This window comes from Streptococcus sp. Z554 (assembly GCF_053010305.1).
The window spans coordinates 1-18,485 of record NZ_JBRKNV010000002.1; the positions used below are offsets into that span (position 1 = coordinate 1).

The window sequence follows — 18,485 nt, forward strand, 5'->3', positions numbered from 1 at the left end:
CCCTACTCAACTGTGCGGAGGTGGGACGACGAAATCGAATTCTAACGAATTACCGATTTCTGTCCCACTCTCTTTTCCTGTTGAATAGACAGATTATTTAACGTGTTTTGCCAATTCTTCTTGGGCTTTTTTATTAGATTCTTCTTTTTCTTTCAGCCATTTTTGTCGAGCTTCTTCATACTCAGCCGTTGTGACAACTTTATCTTGCAGTTTAACATATTTGTATGATTCAACACCTTTATTTCCTGCTTGAGAGAAGGCTGATGAGAATGGAACTGTTTTTCTCAATGTAGGTGTTCCACCTTGAGATACGTTTGGAATTGCAAGAGAGCTATCCACCAACCAAGCTTGAGCTTCTGCATATTTGTCATAACGTTTTGTCAAATCTTGTTCAGCATTGGCTTCTGCTAACATCTTAGTGTAGACATCCAAACCAACAGCAATTGCTTTGGCATTGGTTTCTCCTGGTTCCAAACCGAAGTTTTGTAGTGAGCCACCACTTGTTAAGCTAAGGGTATCAAGATAGGTTGATGGATCTTGATAGTCAGGTCCCCAACCACCGTTGTAGAGGTCATAGTCCTTTTGAGCAGCTGTATTGGCTAGATAACCAATACTATCCATTTCATCAGTAGTCAACATTTGAATATCAATGACCACATTTTCTGCACCTAGGACAGATTCAATCGATTGTTTGAAAGAACTTGCCTCTAACACACCCTTCTTAAAGGTTTGGTCAACCGGTAAATCCAGGTGAATTGGGAATTGAACACCTTTGGCTTCCAATTCTTTCTTGGCTTGAGCAAAGACTTCTTTGGCCTTATCGGCATTGTAGTAAGCATCTTGGGCATCAGCGAAGTTCATATTTTCCCATACTTTTCCGTAGTTAACCACTTTAGAAGCAACTACATCACCAAAGTCTTTTCCTTCAAGAGTAACGAATGTCGGTGGGACAAGCAAGTTTCTGACGATCTTAGTTGCTCCATCTTCCCCTTGAGATTGGGCACCATAAGCAGTACGGTCATAGGCAAAGTTAATGGCTTGACGGAAAGATTTATTCAAGACTGCTTCCTGTTGAGCTGTCTTTTCCGCATCACTTGTTTTTGAAGTATGGTTATAAGATTGTCTATCTAGGTTAAAGTTAAAGTAGAAAGAAGTGGCATTTTGCATGCTGTAGATAATATTATCTTTGTTCTTTTCCTTAATTCCTTCAAAGCTCGAACTATTTGGATAGAGACGTGCGTAGCTGTAAACTCCTTCCATGAAGTTACGTGCCAAGGCATCTTGGTCGCTTCCATCGTAGTAAGTCAACTTCACTTCGTCTACGAATACATTTTTAGCATCCCAGTAATTTGGATTTTTCTTGTATTCCATGACAGATTTAGAGGTAAATGATTTGAGAATAAATGGACCGTTGTACAAAAGATTTGCTGGAGCCACTTTACCAAAGTCATCCCCTTTGGAATTCAAGAAGTCAGCATTGACTGGGAAAAGAATAGTCGCAGTCGTTTTTGAATTCCAGTAAGGTTCTGGTTGTTTCAAAGTATACTGCACTGTTTTATCGTCAATAGCCTTCACACCAACTGTTGAAAAGTCTGTTGTTTTTCCGTTGATATAATCATCCAAGCCTGCAACAGAGTCTTGAACGAGATAGAGAGCTTCAGATTTTTTATCCGCAGCGTATTTCAAACCTGTCACAAAATCTTGAGCAGTAACTGGAGCATACTCTTCACCTTCAGATGTATACCATTTGGCATCCTTACGAAGTTTATAAGTATATGTCAAACCATCTTGGGATACAGACCAATCTTCTGCCAACGATGGAATGTAGTTTCCATACTGGTCGTTTTCCATCAAACCATCCACTAAGTTTGTAGCAACATCACCAGTAGTTGCTCGGTTTTCTAAGAGGTAATTTAGACTAGAAGGATCGCTTGCGTATACATAGTTGTAGACCTTAGAAGAGCTAGTAGAATTACCACAAGCTCCCAGTAGTAAACCAGCAGTTAAGACGACGCCTGCTAGCGTCAGGTATTTTGCCTTAGACTTTTTCATATTTAGAACCTCCAAATTTAAATATTTGTATCATTATACAGCTATTGTTTTTTTTAGTCAAGAGATTTTATCTAAATTTTACCAAATTATAGATTTTTTTCTACTAATTTTATATTTCATCCTATTTTTTTAATAAAAAAATGAACGATTTGAACATTTTTATAGATAAAAATTCAAATCATTCGTTTTATTTATAAAGAATTATGATAATTTTAATCGTGCTCGTAACTGGTCTGCTTTTGCCTGTCCAATTACCTTATCCAAAAGTCGAGTATAGAGAGTCATGAATCCATAGAGGCCTCCACCGATTGTACCAATTAGAGCGACATAGAAGAAACTCCAGAAACGACCAGTTGGTTGGAAGACAAATCCAAGAATCCATTGTAAGAAGCCTACTAGAATCAACATCACTAGTGTCAAAATAGTGACTAGAATTGTTCTCTTCAAGATAAGCTTACGACGAGCACCTGTAACCTGACAGATATCACGGTACATCAAGACATTAGGGATGATGAGACCGATAGTCGTTGAAATGAGAGGACCATAACTATGGAAAATAGCTATCGATGGTAATTGTAGAACAATCTTCGCAATTGAGCCATAAACAAAATACAAGACTGCCTTACGGTTACGGAACATAGCCTGAAGCATAGGGGACAAGACCATGTACAAGCCTAGAATTGTTGATTGTAAGACCGCAAAGATAAATAAGCCCATAGCCAAGCCATCTGGCTTTCCATAAAAGACTGTATAAAGGGGTTCTCCCACCATAACTACTCCAACTGTTGCAGGTAAGAGGAATAAGAAGAGCATGGTGATACTATCTTGCACCAAGCGAGAAGCCGCTGGCAAGTCTCCCTTGACATAGTTCTCCGTCAAAAGAGGTAAACCGACACTACCAATCGAAACTCCAACCGATATGAGAATCATGGTGATTTTATTTGGATTGGCAGAGAAATAAGAAAACATGACAACCAAGTCTTCATTACTGTAGTTGGTAAACCACTTCATGCTATTGATAAAGGTCATCTGGTCCAAGATTTGGAAAAGCTGAATGGCAGAACCAGTCAGGATAAAAGGAATGGCTTCCTTAATCGTATCAATCAAAAGACCTTTACTATCAATCTTATCTCGAGTTTCAAAAACTTTTTGAAGCAATCCTTCTTTGTAAAGGAAATAAATCAAGACTGCAAAACTTGCTACCATTCCCACAAAAGCTGCAAAGGTAGACTGGGTAACTGCTGCTATGTAATCTTTCGAACCGAGCTTCATGATGATAAAGGTAGCGAGTAGCATCCAAATGACTCGGATTACCTGTTCAGCAATTTGACTCATGGCATAAGGTTTGAGATTATTCATTCCTTGGAAAAATCCACGGATAACACTCATAGATGGGAAAATCAAGACCGCCCAAGCCAAACTTTGCATAATGGGAATCAAGTCCTTACCGACACCTGAAAGATCTGCCAACCAAGGCGCAAAGAGATATAAGATCAATGCAAAGGCAAGTCCCAAAACAGTCATAAAGCCAAGGAAACTTCGAATCAGGGCAAAACTATGTTCTTCCTCATTCATGGTATTATACTTGGCAACTTGTTTAGCCACTGCGACAGGAATACCTGCTGTCGAAATCAACAGGAACCAGGCGTAGATATTATATCCCATAGTAAAAAGGCCATTAGCCGTTGCGGCGTAAGTCCCCATCCAAATATACCAAGGGATAATGTAAATAGCCCCGAGCAGGCGACTGATAAAGTTACTAGCTGTAAGCCAGGCAGTCCCGCGTAACATCTGGGCCTGCTGATGATTATTTTCGTTAGACATAACTTCCTCATTCAATTTTAATAACTAGGAAATGTTCCTTATCTTCCATTATAAACTTTTCCTTGTTACTTGTAAAATTCAGACTTTCAGTTTACAATAGAAAGTATGATAAAGATTGAAACCGTATTAGATATTTTAAAGAAAGACGATCTCTTCCGTGAGATTATCGACCAAGGACATTACCACTATTATTTTAATGATGTAACTTTTGTTAGCATCTGCTACGATAGCCGAAAAGCCAATGATAATAGCCTCTTTTTTGTAAAAGGAGCTGCTTTTAAGAAGGAATTTCTTCTTTCGGCAATCTCACAAGGACTCGGTTGGTATGTAGCGGAGCAGGATTATGAAGTAGGCATTCCTGTCATCGTTGTTAGCGATATTAAGAAGGCTATGAGTTTGATTGCCAAGGAATTTTATGGCAATCCGCAGGAAAAACTAAAACTTCTCGCTTTCACTGGTACCAAAGGAAAAACAACAGCGGCATACTTCGCCTACAATATCTTAAATCAGCAACATCGTCCTGCTATGTTATCAACTATGAATACGACTTTGGACGGAAAAACTTTCTTCAAGTCTGCTCTGACAACACCTGAAAGCATCGACCTCTTTGATATGATGGCGCAGGCAGTTGATAATGGAAGAAGCCACCTGATTATGGAAGTTTCTAGTCAAGCCTACTTGGTGAAGCGAGTCTACGGCCTCACTTTTGATGTAGGAGTGTTCCTAAATATCAGTCCTGACCATATTGGTCCTATTGAGCATCCAACCTTTGAAGACTACTTCTACCACAAGCGTCTCTTGATGAAAAATAGCCGAGCAGTTGTCATTAATAGCGATATGGACCACTTCTCTGTTCTAAAAGAACAAGTTGAGAACCAAGAGCATGACTTCTACGGTAGCCAATCTGATAACCAAATCGAAAACTCCAAAGCCTTTAGCTTCTCAGCTACTGGTAAATTAGCTGGCGATTATGACATCCAGTTGATTGGATATTTTAACCAAGAAAATGCTGTCGCTGCTGGACTTGCTTGCCTTCGTTTAGGTGCTAGTCTGGATGACATCAAAAAAGGGATTGCTGCAACACGCGTTCCTGGCCGTATGGAAGTTCTCACTCAGAAAAATGGTGCAAAAGTTTTCATTGATTATGCCCACAACGGGGATAGTCTGAAAAAACTCATCAATGTGGTTGAAACTCATCAGACTGGAAAAATTGCTCTAGTTCTTGGTTCTACTGGAAACAAGGGAGAAAGCCGTCGCAAGGACTTTGGACTTCTCCTCAATCAACATCCTGAAATTCAAGTATTCCTAACGGCTGATGATCCAAACTATGAAGATCCAATGGCCATTGCAGATGAAATCAGTAGTTATATCCATCATCCTGTTGATAAGATTGCCGATCGTGAACAAGCCATTCAACTGGCTATGGCAACTACCAGCAAGCCAGAAGATGCTGTCATTATCGCTGGTAAAGGTGCTGATTGCTACCAAATCATTCAAGGTAAGAAAGAAGACTATCCAGGGGATGCGGCTGTTGCAGAACGTTATCTATAGTCTATTTAAAGAAGGCTAGGAATTATCCTAGCCTCTTTCTATTGCTTCATAAATATCAGTCTTTCCTTGTCCAAGTCCACTGCTAATTCATATTTGCCTTCATCATTTTTTCGGATATAGCCTAAGACTTCTAAACTATCGACAAAGATGTCTCTACGCTTTTGCTGAACTTCATCCTTTTTGAGGAACTTGAGCAAAAAGCTGGTCATATACTTGAGGGCATATTCAGGATTGACATCTCCCAAAATGGCATAGAGTTCCTGCTGTTCTTTTGTCAGCGGATACTGGTGCTTGACCTTGTAAAAATAATTAGACAAGGTCATCTTTTCCCTTGCAAAATCCGTATGCTCTTCTAAGATAGCTGCATTGGTTTGATTGCGCAATTCAGTTTTAAAATGCTTCTCTAGGATTTCTTGATAAATTAGGCTATCATCTCTCACAAATACTTCTTGGTCTAGTTCAAGAGATTCTGTAGAGGTTAGAAAAGGGAGATTGAGATAATAGCGTTTATTTTCTCGAAGGATGAGGTCCGCTTTGATATATTCCTCCATCAGCTTGTCCACTAGCTGATCTGGAAACCGAGCCTTAATCTCTCGCAAAATAACATCATCCTGCTGGTCTAGATAGTTAATCAAGTCCTTAAAAAAAGGCTGACGTGTCAAACGTGTGGGATTAATGATTGTAATCATCCATATACCTTTCTTTAAACTGTAGACGGGGAGACTGGGTTAACTGACTGGGGTTGGTTCCTGGCTGATTCAGAGGCACAGTTAATCCTAGTTCTCGGTAGTAATTTTCCCAAAACGAACTAATCTCTTGTTCTCCTTCTCCAAACTTCATGGGAATGGTCTCAAAGATAGGAAGTAGTTCAGCGATGAACTGGGAACAATAGAAACCATCTCCATTTGGGTAAAAAGAAGCATTGTAGGGAGCACCTAAGAGGTTTTCTGCTCGCTTTTTGACTTCTTCGTGATCAATCTCTGCATAGCGGTAAAGGTCATATCCTTTCTCAGCTTCAAAGAAATCTTCAGGGGACTGGGCCAGGACACCACCTTCCACCGTTGCATGATAGACCTTCCCGTCCAAAAAGATGGCCACATGGCTATAGTTCCCAGTAGATGCCTGGATGGCCTGTCCCATTTCCGTATTGTCCCTCACAAAAATCAAGTCGCCAGATTCTAACATGGTCTCCTCCTAGCAAAAAAGGAGCCGAAACTCCTTTTTAACAACGGGTTATCCCGTTTATCATCAAGCATTAAAGCTTTCAGTCAATTGTGGTACCACTTGTTTCTTACGAGAAACAGCACCTGGAAGGAAAGCATGGTTGTTTTCAAGTTTGAAGTTGAAAGCTGCTTCTACCTTGTCCATGTTTGATCCAAGAGCCAAAATTTCTGAGTTAGAGTTGACGATATCTGTAATCATCAAGACAAAGTCAGAGTATCCATTAGCTGCAATTGCGGCTTGGATAGCTGCTTCGATTTCAGCTTGACGTTCCAATACTTCAGCAATATCAACCGTATTGACTTGAGCAACACGGACATTGTTTCCGTTCAATTCAAACGTCTTAGCATCGATGTCGATCAATTCTTCTGCAGATTTGCTTGCCAAGTTTGTACCAGCCTTAAGCATGGCAAGACCGTATTCTTCCAAGTTCACACCAGCCAATTCAGCCAATTCAGGTGCAATGACTTTATCAGATGGGTGAGTGGTTGGGGATTTCAACAAAAGAGTATCTGAAATCAAACCTGAAAGCATCAAACCTGCGATTTCTTTTGGCACAGCTACACCGTGTTCTTTGAACATGCGGTAAACGATAGATGATGCTGATCCAACTGGCTCCAAACGCATGTAAAGTGGGCTGGCAGTTTCAAAGTTAGCCACACGGTGATGATCCACCACACCATAAACTTCAACTTCAGCAATATCTGAAACAGATTGTTGGAATTCATTGTGGTCAGTCAAAATGACTTGCTCTGCACCTTCTGCTTTAGCAGATGTAATCACGCGCGGTGCTTCAACACCAAAATAGTTCAATACATAGGCTGTTTCCTCATTTGGAGTTCCAAGAGCCACCGCTTCTGTATCCAAACCGTATGCTTCTTTTGCAAGATAAGCAAAAGCTACAGATGACCCGATGGCATCTGAGTCTGGATTTTGGTGACCAAATACTAGAATCTTAGACATGATAATACCTCGTTTCTTTATTCTCTTTATTGTAGCATTTTTTTCAATTTTTGACAAAAGTAAGAGAGTGGGACAGAAATCGGTAATTCGTTAGAATTCGATTTCGTCGTCCCACCTCCGCACAGTTGAGTAGGGCTGTAAAAGCCGATGAAATCAGCGTAGTAGAGCCCACTCAACCACTACGTCTTGCTCGACAATCCATAGAAAATTGAGAGGCTAGGACTTTTGTCCCAGCCTCACTAAATCTCAAAAATAATGGCTAAATTCCTATCTTGATTATCATTTAGATAGCCGACTTTTTGCATACGTGTCTTGCGCTTGAAAAGAGCTTCAGCAGACATGGCCTCTTCCTTGCTGTCAAAACCTTCTGCAAAGATGAGTTTTACAGGCAATCGAGCGCGTGTATATTTGGCTCCTTTACCGCTATTGTGCACGGAAATTCGTTTCTTGACATCTGTTGTATAGCCTGTATAGTAAGAACCATCTCGACACTCTACTACATACATATAAGCCTTATGATCCATAGTAAATCTCTTGAATTTCTGGTGTATAAGTACCATCACTATTGTGAACAATAAGTGGTGGTAAAACCTTAAAACCACTAGTAGAGCCGTCCTTAATAGCCTCAATCAAAAGCATATTAGCTTCCTTCTCCCGTTTAGGGTAAACAAATTGCAGACGTTTTGGAGCCAAATTATGCTGTTGGAGCGTAGCTAAGATATCTAATAATCGATCAGGACGATGAACCATTGCCAAACGCCCATTTGATTTGAGAATACTCTGAGCACTACGGCAGATTTCCTTCAGATTGGTTGTGATTTCATGCCGTGCCAAAAGGTAATGTTCACTTTCGTTCAGATTAGAATTTGGATCCACTTTAAAATAAGGCGGATTGCATAAAATCAAATCAACCTTGCTCCCCTGAATGTGACTAGGCATATTCTTTAAATCATCACAGATGACCTGCATCTGTCCGTCCAGCCCATTTAAACGTACTGACCGCTCAGCCATATCCGCCAAGCGTTCTTGGATTTCAACAGATAGGATTTTAGCCTTGGTCCGGCTACTGGCAAACAGTCCAACAGCTCCATTTCCCGCACAGAAATCTACTATCAAACCATTTTTCGGAAAACGAGGAAAGCGCGACAAAAGTACACTATCCACTGAATAGCTGAAAACCTCACTGTTTTGAATAATTTTGATATCAGTTGAGAAGAGTTGGTTAATGCGCTCTCCTGATTTTAATAATTGTTCTTCGGTCATACTTCTATTATAGCAAAATATAATAATATCACAAATGATTCAAAGGATATCACTGACTATTTTTCTTCAAATGCTCCAAGGCTTCTCTTGTCCAAACAGGCATCATGCGACCAAGCGGTGCAAAACCATGTTTGATGCGATCATTCGAAAAACGTCTCCGTCTAGGCAGTTGATGCTTTTCTTCTTCCAAGGTACGAATAGAAAGGCTAGCCTTCCCTGTATATTCATCAAAATCGATCACCTGTACCTGGACTTCATCACCAATTTTCAATACGTCATGGATATTTTCGATAAATCCTGTCCGAATCTCTGAGATATGAATCAGGCCTGTCACTCCTGTTTCTAACTCAACAAAAGCACCATAGGGCTGAATTCCAGAAATACGGCCATTTAACTTATCACCGATTTTCATTCTAGTCCTCAATTTCAATAGTTTTAATTACAACATCTTCAACTGGCTTGTCCATTGCACCTGTTTCGACACCTGCAATTGCATCCAGAACTTCATAAGAAGCTTCATCCGCAAGTTGACCGAATACAGTATGACGACGGTCTAGGTGAGGAGTGCCACCTTGTTCTGCATAAATCTCCGCAATTGGTTCTGGCCAACCACCACGAGCAATTTCTTTCTTAGAATATGGCAAGTGTTGGTTCTGTACGATAAAGAACTGGCTACCATTTGTATTTGGTCCAGCATTAGCCATAGAAAGGGCTCCACGTACATTGTACAGTTCTTCTGAAAACTCATCCTCAAATGACTCACCATAGATAGATTCACCACCCATACCAGTACCAGTTGGGTCTCCACCTTGAATCATAAAATCTTTAATAATACGGTGGAAAATCACACCGTCATAGTAACCATCTTTTGACAGAGCAATAAAGTTGGCTACTGTTTTTGGTGCGTGATCAGGGAAAAGTTTGACACGCAAATCCCCATGATTTGTCTTAATAGTCGCAATTGGACCTTCTACTGTTTCAATGTCTACTTGTGGAAAATGTAATTCTTTTTCTACCATACCAAATCCTTCTAAGGCATCAAAGATGCCATCTTCTTCTAATGTTTTTGTAATATAATCTGCTTTTTCTTTGATTTTGTCATGAGAAACACCCATAGCGATGCTAATGCCTGCATAATCAAAGAGCTCCATATCGTTCAGTCCATCTCCAAAGACCATGACGTTCTCAGGTTTAAGACCTAAATGTTCTACAACTTTTGATACCCCAGCTGCCTTAGAACCAGAAATCGGCACCACATCTGACGAATGTTCATGCCAACGGACCATACGTAAAGTCGATGCCAAAGCATCAGGCAAGACAAGGTCATCACCCTGCTCCTCAAAGGTCCACATCTGATAAATATCTTCTTTTTGGTAAAAATCAGGATCTACCTCTAGATCAGGGTAAATTGGGTCAATAGCTTGACTAATCATATCAGTCCTAGTTGACAATTTAGCAGCATGACTTCCCACCAAACCATAATCAATCCCAACTTCTTTGGTCCAAGTAATATATTCCTCAACCTTATCTTTAGCAATTTTGTTACTGTAAATGACATTGCCTTTCTTATCCTCGATGTATGCTCCATTCAAAGTTACAAAAAAGTCAGGTTTCAGATCTCGAATTTCTGGAACAACACCAAAAATGCCTCGACCAGTCGCAATTCCTGTCAAGATTCCTTTTTCGCGTAATTGTTTAAAAATCGTTGGAATAGTACTTGGAACAAAACCTGTCTTTGAATTTCGTAAAGTATCATCTATATCAAAAAAGATAATCTTAATCTTCTTAGCCTTGTATCTTAACTTGGCATCCATTATAATACCTCCTTCAATTCACTCTTTCCATTATACCATAAAGTAGAGAAATCCCACATCCCCAATAAAATCCTTGTCTCTTATCCAAATTCCTTTACTAGATACAAAACCAAATCATCATTATTTTGGCTAGTTGCATTCATTTCCAAGGGTTGATTTCGATACCAGACACCTGTCCCATCTGGAATGTAGCCCCGTCTGATATACAATCTCTGGGCAGGGCCATAGCCTAAGTGCAAACCTACACCAAGAGTGACCTTACTCGAAACAAACTTGACTCGTTTTTCTGCTTCTTCTAGCAGTTGATTCCCAATCCCTTGATTTCGAAAAGGCTCAAACACATTAAAATCTGATAATTCTGGATAGACTTCTGCAAAAGGACCATGTTTAGCAGAGGGCAAAATGGTAACGTAGCCCGCTACAGCACCATCAATCTCTGCAACTAAGACTTCTCTCTCCCCACTTTCCTGTTCCAGAAAATATCTAGCCAAAATTTCCTCTCTACCAGGCCAACCTTGATTCATAAATCCATGAGATAAGGATTCAATATCAGACTTAATCATATTTCTAATCGTACAATTCATCTTTGACTTATCCACCTTTACTCTTTCTATTGCCATTATAGCACGCCAAGGTCAGAAAAAAAACACCAAAAAAGAGAACTAGTAAAACTAGTCTCTTTTTATATTTTAGAATAGCTCAAGAGCAATCATAGTAATCATGGTTGCATCATAGTAATTATCCAAAGGTAATTGTTGAAGATAAATATATTTATTTTGTTGGACCAACTTCAAATAACCATCTTCTTTATTGGCTGCATAAGTAATAGGAGCTAGAAAACTTCCTGATTGGTAATCATTAAGAGCTTTTCCTGTCAAGTCATATCCTGCGTAAATGCGACGCTCTTTCATAAAGAAATTCAGCATATTTTGAACCAGTTTTTGACTCTTTTCATCCTTATTCTGGGCCAAGTGATATGGTAAACGACAGGCATTATAGGAATAAGATCCATCGTATTGGGATTCAATGGTGTTAGCCTCAGCAACACGTGCACCAGACTTTTCTACCCAGATGAAATCTGGTAGCAGACCAACATCAGACTGTGAACTAATAGCCTCTAATTGCTCCAGCATTTTATCCTTGATAGACAACCACTGTTTGTTCCCTGTAAAATCATAGAATGCTTGGAAGTACTGTGGCAAGGTATCAGAAGTACGCATCAAATAATAGTAGTTTGTATTCTTTTTCGCCCAATTCCCAACCGTAAGAACTCCAGTTTCTTCGTTATAATTATATCGAAGAATATCTTTTAAGATCTTTTTGGCTTGGTTTTGATATTCATCAGCTTTATCCGGCCACTGCTTTGCAGCTTCCAATAGGGAATAAGCAATATAAAGATCTCCATCCGTAGCATTTTGTCTCTCTACAGTTTGAGTATCATTTTTAATAACTTGCTTCCAGGACATCAATTCAGTTCCAGGCACACGGTGATTCAGATAATAACGATACAAGCTCTCAAAATCTTCTTGGCTTGCCTGTCCTTTTTTAGCCGCTAATACCGTAATTAACATACCATAACTTTGTGCTTCTGACAGTACTGTTGTTCCCTCGTCTTCACTATTTGTAGTTGTTCGAACATAAGTCTGATCAATTTTTGAAACAAGGAACTGATCACTCCATTGTTTGTAGATACTATTGCGCATCTCGATTTTGCTCCTTCCTCTCGCTAAAAACAAGGTCAAGCAAAAGATAGAGAGGATAAGTACAAATAAGACATATTTCAATTTATTTAATTTCATAGAACCCCCTATCCTGCAAATCATTTGGTTTTAACCCACTTAGTCTCTTTACGTCGAAGAATCTTATCCATCACGATTGATGTAATAGAGTCGATTGAAACGATGATAAACAACTGAGCATAAGTAAAATAAGCTACTAGGGCTAACCATACTTGCTTGGTAGTTGCTTGTCCAAACTGGCTAGCTAAAGCAATCATAATCTGCATCAAATATAGACCAATCATGAAAATCCAGTTGAAGAGCATGAGCTGGGCAATATAGATATTGTCCGCATCAAATGCAAATGGTACCTTCACATCTGGCATAAATAAGTGAATACAGATGGCTACTATATTTGCAAGAAAAATTAAGTCTGAAAGTACAATAGCAAAGTTAAACCAGAAGAAGATACAAGAATAGTTTACAACCTCTAGTTTAACACGCCAGTTGCCTTTGCTAAATAGATGTTTAAAGTTTGATAGAACAACTTCGTAGTTCCCTTTAGCCCAACGTTTCCGTTGCATGTAGTAACTCTTTAAGGTTTCAGGTTCCTGCTGAAATGCTTCAGAATTATAAGCAAGAGCAATTAATTTACCACTTTGCATAATTTTAAAGGAAATATCTGTATCTTCCGTCAAGGCACCATTTTTCCATCCACCAATACTCTTTACAAAGTCTGTTTGAATCATAAAGTTGGTTCCAGGAATACGTCCAATTTTAAAGAGATGCCACATACCTACGTGGTGTACGCGCTGGGTCACCACAATTTCTTGGTTGATACAACGAGTCAAGAAATTTTGATTTGCGTTCCGAGTCTTATTACGGCCAAAGGAAGCAACATGACGTTCTGGATCCTTAACGATTTCTTTCGCAAGAAAATAAAGAGCATTTTTCTCTGGCATGGCATCTGCATCATAGACACAAATATAGTCACCTTTTGCCATCTTCAACGCATCATTAAGAACTCCTGCTTTTCCACCAGTCCCGCTACGATTGATAACGGTAATATTTCTCTCAGCATACTCAGGCATGGCTTTAACAGCTAAACATTCCTCATAGGTATTATCAGAGCAGTTATCCGCAAACAAGAGTAACTCAACGCAGTCGTGAGGATAATTCATATCAAGGATGGCCTTGGTTGTTTGCGCAATAACAACATCTTCATTATGGGCTGGAACGACAATGGTTACTTTTGGATAGTAAGGCAAAGGACTCGTGTCTACACGAAAATCACTATGTTTAAACCAAAAATGTACTGCTGAAAAGAGAATTACCAAGCCCCAGGCCAAAGAAATCCAGATAGATAGCAGAGTAAAGATCATAACAATTTGACTAATCATGATTCACCGCCTTAAAATTTTTGTTAACTCGATGATAAATAATCTTGTAAGCAACAAAAAGGATGACAAAACAAATGCTAAATGTAAAACTAACTCCTAAAGCAAGTCCAAAAAATAGTTCAGTCAGACTCATCTTTTTCCTCCTAATATTCCACGATAACATCCGTCTCTAATTGGCGTTTTAAGTTACTAACCAAATCAGTAAATTTCGGATATTTGCCTCTATTTTCCCAATCAATTATCTGATAACCTATTTGATATTGAATTCTCTGATTCCCATCATCTCCATGAAAAACAAGACTTTCTAAGTTACCTTTCAAATTCTTTTCATATAATTCTTGTAAGGACAGTTTATTATCTTCTGTCAGTACAAGAAAATCTCCATTTGATAAGTAGTAGAGCTGATCATGCTCACTCAATTCTTGGCGAATCACCTCTTGAATCTGAGTAAGTACTCGACTGTACTCTTTCGGTTTAAGCTCAAAAAACATATCTTCGTGCGACCAATGGATAAAAAGCGATTGAATTACACCATCAGTTTGATTATCCAACATAGCTCGATAATCTATCTTAGCATCTTCTGTTTTGTCTTGAACCTTGAGGGCCGTTTTGAATAAGTAATAACGAACCTTGGTTAAGAATCCAGCCAAAAGCGGAAAACTAATTAACAAAATTAAAACTTGTGGAGTCGTCATGTAGACGATTCCTGTAATTAAAAAGATAATTCCTAGTCCAAACGATAAAATTAGTGTCCATACAAGCAAGAGGTCTGACAATACCACAGCTGCAAACAAGGCTAAGAAGAAAAATAATAGTTGTTCTAGCAAAATCTGCGGTGCATAGAAAAAACACAATAGCAATAGCGTGAATTCACATACAAGTAAAGCAATCAGCCAATTTCTAAATTTATCCCAATTTTTCATTATCCTTGTTCTCCCCCTTTGAACTCAGAAACAGCTACCGTAAAACCAAAATAAGCTTTAATGGTGTTTACAATTCTCTCTGAAGCCTTACCATCTCCATATGGATTCGGAGCCTGAGACATTTCTTGGTAGAGATTCTCATTTGTCAGGAGTGCAGTCATGGCTTCCTTCACACGTTTTGGATCTGTTCCAACTAACTTCAAGGTTCCCGCTCGTACGCCTTCTGGACGCTCAGTGGTGTCACGAAGGACAAGTACAGGCTTCCCTAAGGAAGGAGCTTCTTCTTGAACACCTCCAGAATCCGTCATAATAAAATAACTTCTGGATGCCAAGTTATGAAAATCTAGTACATCCAAGGGTTCAATTAAATGGATTCGGTCATGACCAGATAGTATATCCTTCGCTGCTTCTTGTACCGCAGGACTAAGATGTACAGGGTAGACAACCTCTAATTCCTCATGAATGTCCACCATTTCACGTAGAGCAGTGAAAACATTACGCATGGGTTGACCCTGGTTTTCACGACGGTGCATCGTTACCAAAACTAATTTTTTTAAAGGATCTAATCGATCTAAAACTTCGTGATAATAATCAGATTGAACAGTTAATTTTAATGCATCAATTGCTGTATTTCCTGTAATAATAATAGCAGATTCAGGATGATTTTCTTTAAGAAGATTCTCCTTACTCTCACTGGTTGGAGCAAAATAGAGATCTGCTAGATTATCAGTCATTTGGCGGTTCATCTCTTCTGGGAATGGAGAATATTTATTAAATGTCCTCAAACCAGCTTCAACATGCCCGATGCGAACTTGATTATAGAAAGCTACTAGACTTGCTACAAAAGTTGTCGTAGTATCACCGTGAACCAAAATAATATCTGGAAGTTCTTGCTTAACAATAGGATCGAACTTCTGGAGAATTTTCGCAGTGATATCTAAAAGAGACTGATTTTTCCCCATAATATCTAAATCATAGTTCGGTTGAATACGGAAAGTTTCAAGAACTTGATCTAGCATTTGACGGTGTTGAGCAGTTACGACAGTGATCGTTTCAATACTATCATTATGCTTTTGCAATTCCAACACTAAAGGGGCCATTTTGATGGCTTCTGGTCGAGTTCCAAAAACAACCATCACTTTAATTTTTTTCATTATGTTTTCCTTTAAACATCATAAAATTTGACATCTGATATTTATTAGATTGTCGAATATTTCAAAAATCAATTAATTTGAATGTCTTAATTATTTTACCGACAATTAATTTAAATGTCAATTTTTTTTAGGAACCACTAATGGTTTTAATGAATTTGTAATAGTTTGAAATCCTTTTGTAATAAAGGATTTCAACAACTTTTAGTAATATTTACATTCTATATTATAATATAGACAACTATATTGAATTCATCAATTTTATTTTAAAAGAATATTATTAAATTCAATAATGATTGAACGGTCTCTACTAAAAACACGTAAGAAACAAACCCTTCTATTTTTATGATCGTGAAAAAAAGACCCGTAAGGGTCTTACTCACTCTCTTGTTTTCAAGCTCATGAAAAAGAGGTCCACTGGACCTAACTCGCCTTCTCATTTCCAGGCTCGTGAAAAAAAGACCCGTAAGGGTCTTAATTCGCTTTCTTGTTTTCAAGCTCATGAAAAAGAGGTCCACTGGACCTCTTTTTTAATCTTCGTTTACGAAAGGCATCAAAGCCATTACGCGAGCGCGTTTGATAGCTGTTGTTACTTTACGTTGGTTCTTCGCTGAAGTTCCAGTTACACGACGTGGAAGGATTTTCCCACGTTCTGAAACGAAACGGCTAAGAAGCTCAGTATCTTTGTAATCAACATATTCAATTTTGTTTGCTGCGATGTAATCAACTTTTTTACGGCGTTTGAATCCGCCACGACGTTGTTGAGCCATGTTTTTTCTCCTTTATAGTATTAATTGTCCATTAGAACGGTAAATCATCATCTGAAATATCCAAAGGATTTGTTGAACCAAATGGATTTTCATCACGTGAAAAGTCTGGTACTGAATTTGTAGGTGTTGCATGACTAGCAGTTGGTGCAGAATAAGCTCCACCAGCATGTCCTTCACGAGCACTACGGCTTTCCAACATTTGGAAATTCTCAGCTACGACTTCTGTCACATAGACACGTTGTCCTTGCTGGTTATCGTAACTACGAGTCTGAATACGGCCTGTAATCCCAACAAGAGAGCCTTTTTTAGCCCAATTAGCAAGATTTTCAGCCTGTTGGCGCCACATTACGACGTTGATAAAATCAGCCTCACGTTCGCCATTTTGACTCTTGAATGTACGGTTTACTGCAAGAGTAAAAGTCGCAACTGCTACATTTGATGGGGTATAACGTAACTCAGCGTCACGTGTCATACGCCCTACAAGTACAACATTGTTAATCATAATCTACCTTCTTACGCGTCAAGTTTGACGATCATGTGACGAAGAATGTCAGCGTTGATTTTTGAAAGACGGTCAAACTCTTTAAGAGCTGCGTCATCGTTTGCTTCAACGTTAACGATGTGGTAAAGTCCTTCACGGAAATCTTGGATTTCGTATGCAAGACGACGTTTTTCCCAATCTTTTGATTCAACAACAGTTGCACCGTTGTCAGTCAAGATAGAGTCAAAACGTGCTACCAAAGCGTTTTTCGCTTCTTCTTCAATGTTTGGACGAATGATATAAAGAATTTCGTATTTAGCCATTGATATGTTCCTCCTTTTGGTCTAATGACCCCAAGCCTTTGCAAGGGGTAAGTGAGGTTTGCTCACAATAAACTATTATACTAGAAAAAAATTTTTTTCGCAAGCTTAAAGTAAGTTATATTTTTCTTTTTAGAGTTTTTTTGCAGAAGTTTTAGTAATTTCATCTACGAGAATATTCTCATCCTCGAATTTCTTTTTTAAAGATGATAAATCAATGCTACCTTCAATTTGTACTTCAATTACAATTTTACCATCTTTTCTTGGAATATTAACGGTATGCGAGATATTAAGATTTTCTTCAACGATTAAAGAGACAATCTTACCAAGAACTCCAACTTCATTTTCTGTGATAAAACGAACACGAATTCCCTCTTCACCATAACCCGCGATTTCAAGGAAGGCACTGAATACATCACGGTCTGTAATGACTCCATACAATTGTCCATTATCAACAACTGGTAAAATACCAATCTTATTTTTAAGCATAAGATAGGTTGCATCTTCTAAACTTGCATAGCCTGAAACAGTAACAACATCACGAATCATGACATCTTTTACCTTTGTCTTATTAAGCAAGTAATTCATCTCGAAGATTGAAAGACTAGTTGCTTTTGAAGGGCTAGCTTCAGCGATTGTTCCCTCTGTTACTAGACCAACTAGTTTATCATTCTCAATAACAGGAAGACGGTGCAAACCTTGCTCGCGCATCAAATCTGCAGCGTGCGCTACAGTCGTATCAGGACTGATATAAACGACTTTTCGTGTCATAAAATCTTTAACTGCCATCGGAAATCTCCTTTATGTTTATAGTTTCATTATACACTTTTTACGGAAAGCTATCAAACGCTTTCATTTCTTTTTCAAGATTCAGAAAACTCTGAAGAACTTTACGAAAAAGAGCCCCACCTAGAGCTCTTATTATTATACTTGTCTGAATTGCGTCGCAATCTCTATCTGCCGACTAAAACAATCCACTGGATTAGATGTTAATTGCTGCCGCAATTTTTTTCCGCAACCTAAACTAGTCTCCC

General features: G+C 38.8%; 19 protein-coding genes. 1 reads left to right on the forward strand and 18 read right to left on the reverse strand.

Annotated elements, in window-relative coordinates; genetic code table 11:
* Positions 1 to 93: 93 nt before the first annotated feature.
* Positions 94 to 2,052, reverse strand: a complete 1,959-nt coding sequence (locus ACVC7R_RS02415; protein WP_447263381.1) for a peptide ABC transporter substrate-binding protein — start codon at positions 2,050 to 2,052, stop codon at positions 94 to 96.
* 201 nt (positions 2,053 to 2,253) lie between these two features.
* Positions 2,254 to 3,876 (reverse strand): putative polysaccharide biosynthesis protein, encoded by a 1,623-nt coding sequence (locus ACVC7R_RS02420; RefSeq protein WP_447263382.1) that lies wholly within the window; start codon positions 3,874 to 3,876, stop codon positions 2,254 to 2,256.
* A gap of 105 nt (positions 3,877 to 3,981) precedes the next feature.
* Here ACVC7R_RS02420 and ACVC7R_RS02425 point away from each other — a divergent pair, with 105 nt between their 5' ends.
* A complete protein-coding gene (locus tag ACVC7R_RS02425; protein WP_447263383.1) occupies positions 3,982 to 5,427 on the forward strand; it encodes a UDP-N-acetylmuramoyl-L-alanyl-D-glutamate--L-lysine ligase in 1,446 nt (481 codons plus the stop codon).
* A gap of 38 nt (positions 5,428 to 5,465) precedes the next feature.
* Here the strand turns inward: ACVC7R_RS02425 and ACVC7R_RS02430 are convergent, their stop codons facing one another.
* From ACVC7R_RS02430 to ACVC7R_RS02505, 16 genes are all read right to left on the reverse strand, one after another.
* Positions 5,466 to 6,116 (reverse strand): DUF1803 domain-containing protein, encoded by a 651-nt coding sequence (locus tag ACVC7R_RS02430; RefSeq protein WP_447263384.1) that lies wholly within the window; start codon positions 6,114 to 6,116, stop codon positions 5,466 to 5,468.
* Positions 6,100 to 6,612, reverse strand: a complete 513-nt coding sequence (locus ACVC7R_RS02435; RefSeq protein WP_447263385.1) for a YiiX/YebB-like N1pC/P60 family cysteine hydrolase — start codon at positions 6,610 to 6,612, stop codon at positions 6,100 to 6,102. The genes ACVC7R_RS02430 and ACVC7R_RS02435 overlap by 17 nt, the downstream gene beginning before the upstream one ends.
* Positions 6,613 to 6,675: 63 nt before the next feature.
* On the reverse strand, positions 6,676 to 7,611 hold the full coding sequence (locus ACVC7R_RS02440) for a manganese-dependent inorganic pyrophosphatase (RefSeq protein ID WP_447263386.1): 936 nt from the start codon (positions 7,609 to 7,611) through the stop codon (positions 6,676 to 6,678).
* A 239-nt stretch (positions 7,612 to 7,850) separates the two neighbouring features.
* Positions 7,851 to 8,135, reverse strand: coding sequence for a GIY-YIG nuclease family protein (locus tag ACVC7R_RS02445; RefSeq protein ID WP_447263387.1), 285 nt, complete (start codon positions 8,133 to 8,135; stop codon positions 7,851 to 7,853).
* The gene (locus ACVC7R_RS02450) at positions 8,125 to 8,874 is read right to left on the reverse strand and encodes a tRNA1(Val) (adenine(37)-N6)-methyltransferase (RefSeq protein WP_447263388.1); all 750 of its coding nucleotides are present in this window, start codon (positions 8,872 to 8,874) and stop codon (positions 8,125 to 8,127) included. The genes ACVC7R_RS02445 and ACVC7R_RS02450 overlap by 11 nt, the downstream gene beginning before the upstream one ends.
* 49 nt (positions 8,875 to 8,923) lie before the next feature.
* Positions 8,924 to 9,286: a S1 RNA-binding domain-containing protein gene (locus tag ACVC7R_RS02455; protein WP_447263389.1), complete on the reverse strand. Its 363-nt coding sequence runs from the start codon at positions 9,284 to 9,286 to the stop codon at positions 8,924 to 8,926.
* A 1-nt stretch (position 9,287) separates the two neighbouring features.
* Positions 9,288 to 10,688 (reverse strand): bifunctional Cof-type HAD-IIB family hydrolase/peptidylprolyl isomerase, encoded by a 1,401-nt coding sequence (locus ACVC7R_RS02460; RefSeq protein ID WP_447263390.1) that lies wholly within the window; start codon positions 10,686 to 10,688, stop codon positions 9,288 to 9,290.
* Positions 10,689 to 10,768: 80 nt separating this feature from the next.
* The gene (locus tag ACVC7R_RS02465; RefSeq protein ID WP_004244450.1) at positions 10,769 to 11,272 is read right to left on the reverse strand and encodes a GNAT family N-acetyltransferase; all 504 of its coding nucleotides are present in this window, start codon (positions 11,270 to 11,272) and stop codon (positions 10,769 to 10,771) included.
* A 105-nt stretch (positions 11,273 to 11,377) separates the two neighbouring features.
* Positions 11,378 to 12,487 carry a glycosyl hydrolase family 8 gene (locus ACVC7R_RS02470; RefSeq protein WP_447263391.1) on the reverse strand — a complete coding sequence of 370 codons (1,110 nt, stop codon included), beginning with the start codon at positions 12,485 to 12,487 and terminating at the stop codon, positions 11,378 to 11,380.
* Positions 12,488 to 12,507: 20 nt separating this feature from the next.
* Positions 12,508 to 13,806, reverse strand: coding sequence for a glycosyltransferase family 2 protein (locus ACVC7R_RS02475; RefSeq protein ID WP_447263392.1), 1,299 nt, complete (start codon positions 13,804 to 13,806; stop codon positions 12,508 to 12,510).
* Positions 13,807 to 13,949: 143 nt separating this feature from the next.
* Positions 13,950 to 14,729 carry a hypothetical protein gene (locus ACVC7R_RS02480; RefSeq protein ID WP_447263393.1) on the reverse strand — a complete coding sequence of 260 codons (780 nt, stop codon included), beginning with the start codon at positions 14,727 to 14,729 and terminating at the stop codon, positions 13,950 to 13,952.
* A complete protein-coding gene (gene wecB / locus ACVC7R_RS02485) occupies positions 14,729 to 15,883 on the reverse strand; it encodes a non-hydrolyzing UDP-N-acetylglucosamine 2-epimerase (RefSeq protein WP_447263394.1) in 1,155 nt (384 codons plus the stop codon). Before wecB ends, ACVC7R_RS02480 begins: the two co-directional genes overlap by 1 nt.
* Before the next feature lie 527 nt (positions 15,884 to 16,410).
* Positions 16,411 to 16,650: a 30S ribosomal protein S18 gene (gene rpsR / locus ACVC7R_RS02490; protein WP_000068664.1), complete on the reverse strand. Its 240-nt coding sequence runs from the start codon at positions 16,648 to 16,650 to the stop codon at positions 16,411 to 16,413.
* Between the two features lie 31 nt (positions 16,651 to 16,681).
* Entirely contained in the window at positions 16,682 to 17,152 is a 471-nt protein-coding gene (locus ACVC7R_RS02495) for a single-stranded DNA-binding protein (protein ID WP_447263395.1), read from the reverse strand.
* Between the two features lie 11 nt (positions 17,153 to 17,163).
* Complete coding sequence (gene rpsF, locus ACVC7R_RS02500; RefSeq protein ID WP_002896497.1) at positions 17,164 to 17,454, reverse strand: 30S ribosomal protein S6; 291 nt, start codon at positions 17,452 to 17,454, stop codon at positions 17,164 to 17,166.
* Positions 17,455 to 17,583: 129 nt separating this feature from the next.
* Complete coding sequence (locus tag ACVC7R_RS02505; protein WP_006148127.1) at positions 17,584 to 18,240, reverse strand: CBS domain-containing protein; 657 nt, start codon at positions 18,238 to 18,240, stop codon at positions 17,584 to 17,586.
* Positions 18,241 to 18,485 lie beyond the last annotated feature (245 nt).

What these genes read in the sequence shown, in the direction of transcription:
- rpsF (WP_002896497.1), bottom strand. Translation starts at nt 17,454, where the DNA reads ATGGCTAAATACGAAATTCTTTATATCATTCGTCCAAACATTGAAGAA.
- ACVC7R_RS02470 (WP_447263391.1), bottom strand. Translation starts at nt 12,487, where the DNA reads ATGAAATTAAATAAATTGAAATATGTCTTATTTGTACTTATCCTCTCT.
- ACVC7R_RS02420 (WP_447263382.1), bottom strand. Translation starts at nt 3,876, where the DNA reads ATGTCTAACGAAAATAATCATCAGCAGGCCCAGATGTTACGCGGGACT.
- ACVC7R_RS02430 (WP_447263384.1), bottom strand. Translation starts at nt 6,116, where the DNA reads ATGATTACAATCATTAATCCCACACGTTTGACACGTCAGCCTTTTTTT.
- wecB (WP_447263394.1), bottom strand. Translation starts at nt 15,883, where the DNA reads ATGAAAAAAATTAAAGTGATGGTTGTTTTTGGAACTCGACCAGAAGCC.
- ACVC7R_RS02495 (WP_447263395.1), bottom strand. Translation starts at nt 17,152, where the DNA reads ATGATTAACAATGTTGTACTTGTAGGGCGTATGACACGTGACGCTGAG.
- ACVC7R_RS02445 (WP_447263387.1), bottom strand. Translation starts at nt 8,135, where the DNA reads ATGGATCATAAGGCTTATATGTATGTAGTAGAGTGTCGAGATGGTTCT.
- ACVC7R_RS02435 (WP_447263385.1), bottom strand. Translation starts at nt 6,612, where the DNA reads ATGTTAGAATCTGGCGACTTGATTTTTGTGAGGGACAATACGGAAATG.
- ACVC7R_RS02415 (WP_447263381.1), bottom strand. Translation starts at nt 2,052, where the DNA reads ATGAAAAAGTCTAAGGCAAAATACCTGACGCTAGCAGGCGTCGTCTTA.
- ACVC7R_RS02465 (WP_004244450.1), bottom strand. Translation starts at nt 11,272, where the DNA reads ATGAATTGTACGATTAGAAATATGATTAAGTCTGATATTGAATCCTTA.
- ACVC7R_RS02450 (WP_447263388.1), bottom strand. Translation starts at nt 8,874, where the DNA reads ATGACCGAAGAACAATTATTAAAATCAGGAGAGCGCATTAACCAACTC.
- ACVC7R_RS02460 (WP_447263390.1), bottom strand. Translation starts at nt 10,688, where the DNA reads ATGGATGCCAAGTTAAGATACAAGGCTAAGAAGATTAAGATTATCTTT.
- ACVC7R_RS02425 (WP_447263383.1), top strand. Translation starts at nt 3,982, where the DNA reads ATGATAAAGATTGAAACCGTATTAGATATTTTAAAGAAAGACGATCTC.
- ACVC7R_RS02475 (WP_447263392.1), bottom strand. Translation starts at nt 13,806, where the DNA reads ATGATTAGTCAAATTGTTATGATCTTTACTCTGCTATCTATCTGGATT.
- rpsR (WP_000068664.1), bottom strand. Translation starts at nt 16,650, where the DNA reads ATGGCTCAACAACGTCGTGGCGGATTCAAACGCCGTAAAAAAGTTGAT.
- ACVC7R_RS02440 (WP_447263386.1), bottom strand. Translation starts at nt 7,611, where the DNA reads ATGTCTAAGATTCTAGTATTTGGTCACCAAAATCCAGACTCAGATGCC.
- ACVC7R_RS02505 (WP_006148127.1), bottom strand. Translation starts at nt 18,240, where the DNA reads ATGGCAGTTAAAGATTTTATGACACGAAAAGTCGTTTATATCAGTCCT.
- ACVC7R_RS02455 (WP_447263389.1), bottom strand. Translation starts at nt 9,286, where the DNA reads ATGAAAATCGGTGATAAGTTAAATGGCCGTATTTCTGGAATTCAGCCC.
- ACVC7R_RS02480 (WP_447263393.1), bottom strand. Translation starts at nt 14,729, where the DNA reads ATGAAAAATTGGGATAAATTTAGAAATTGGCTGATTGCTTTACTTGTA.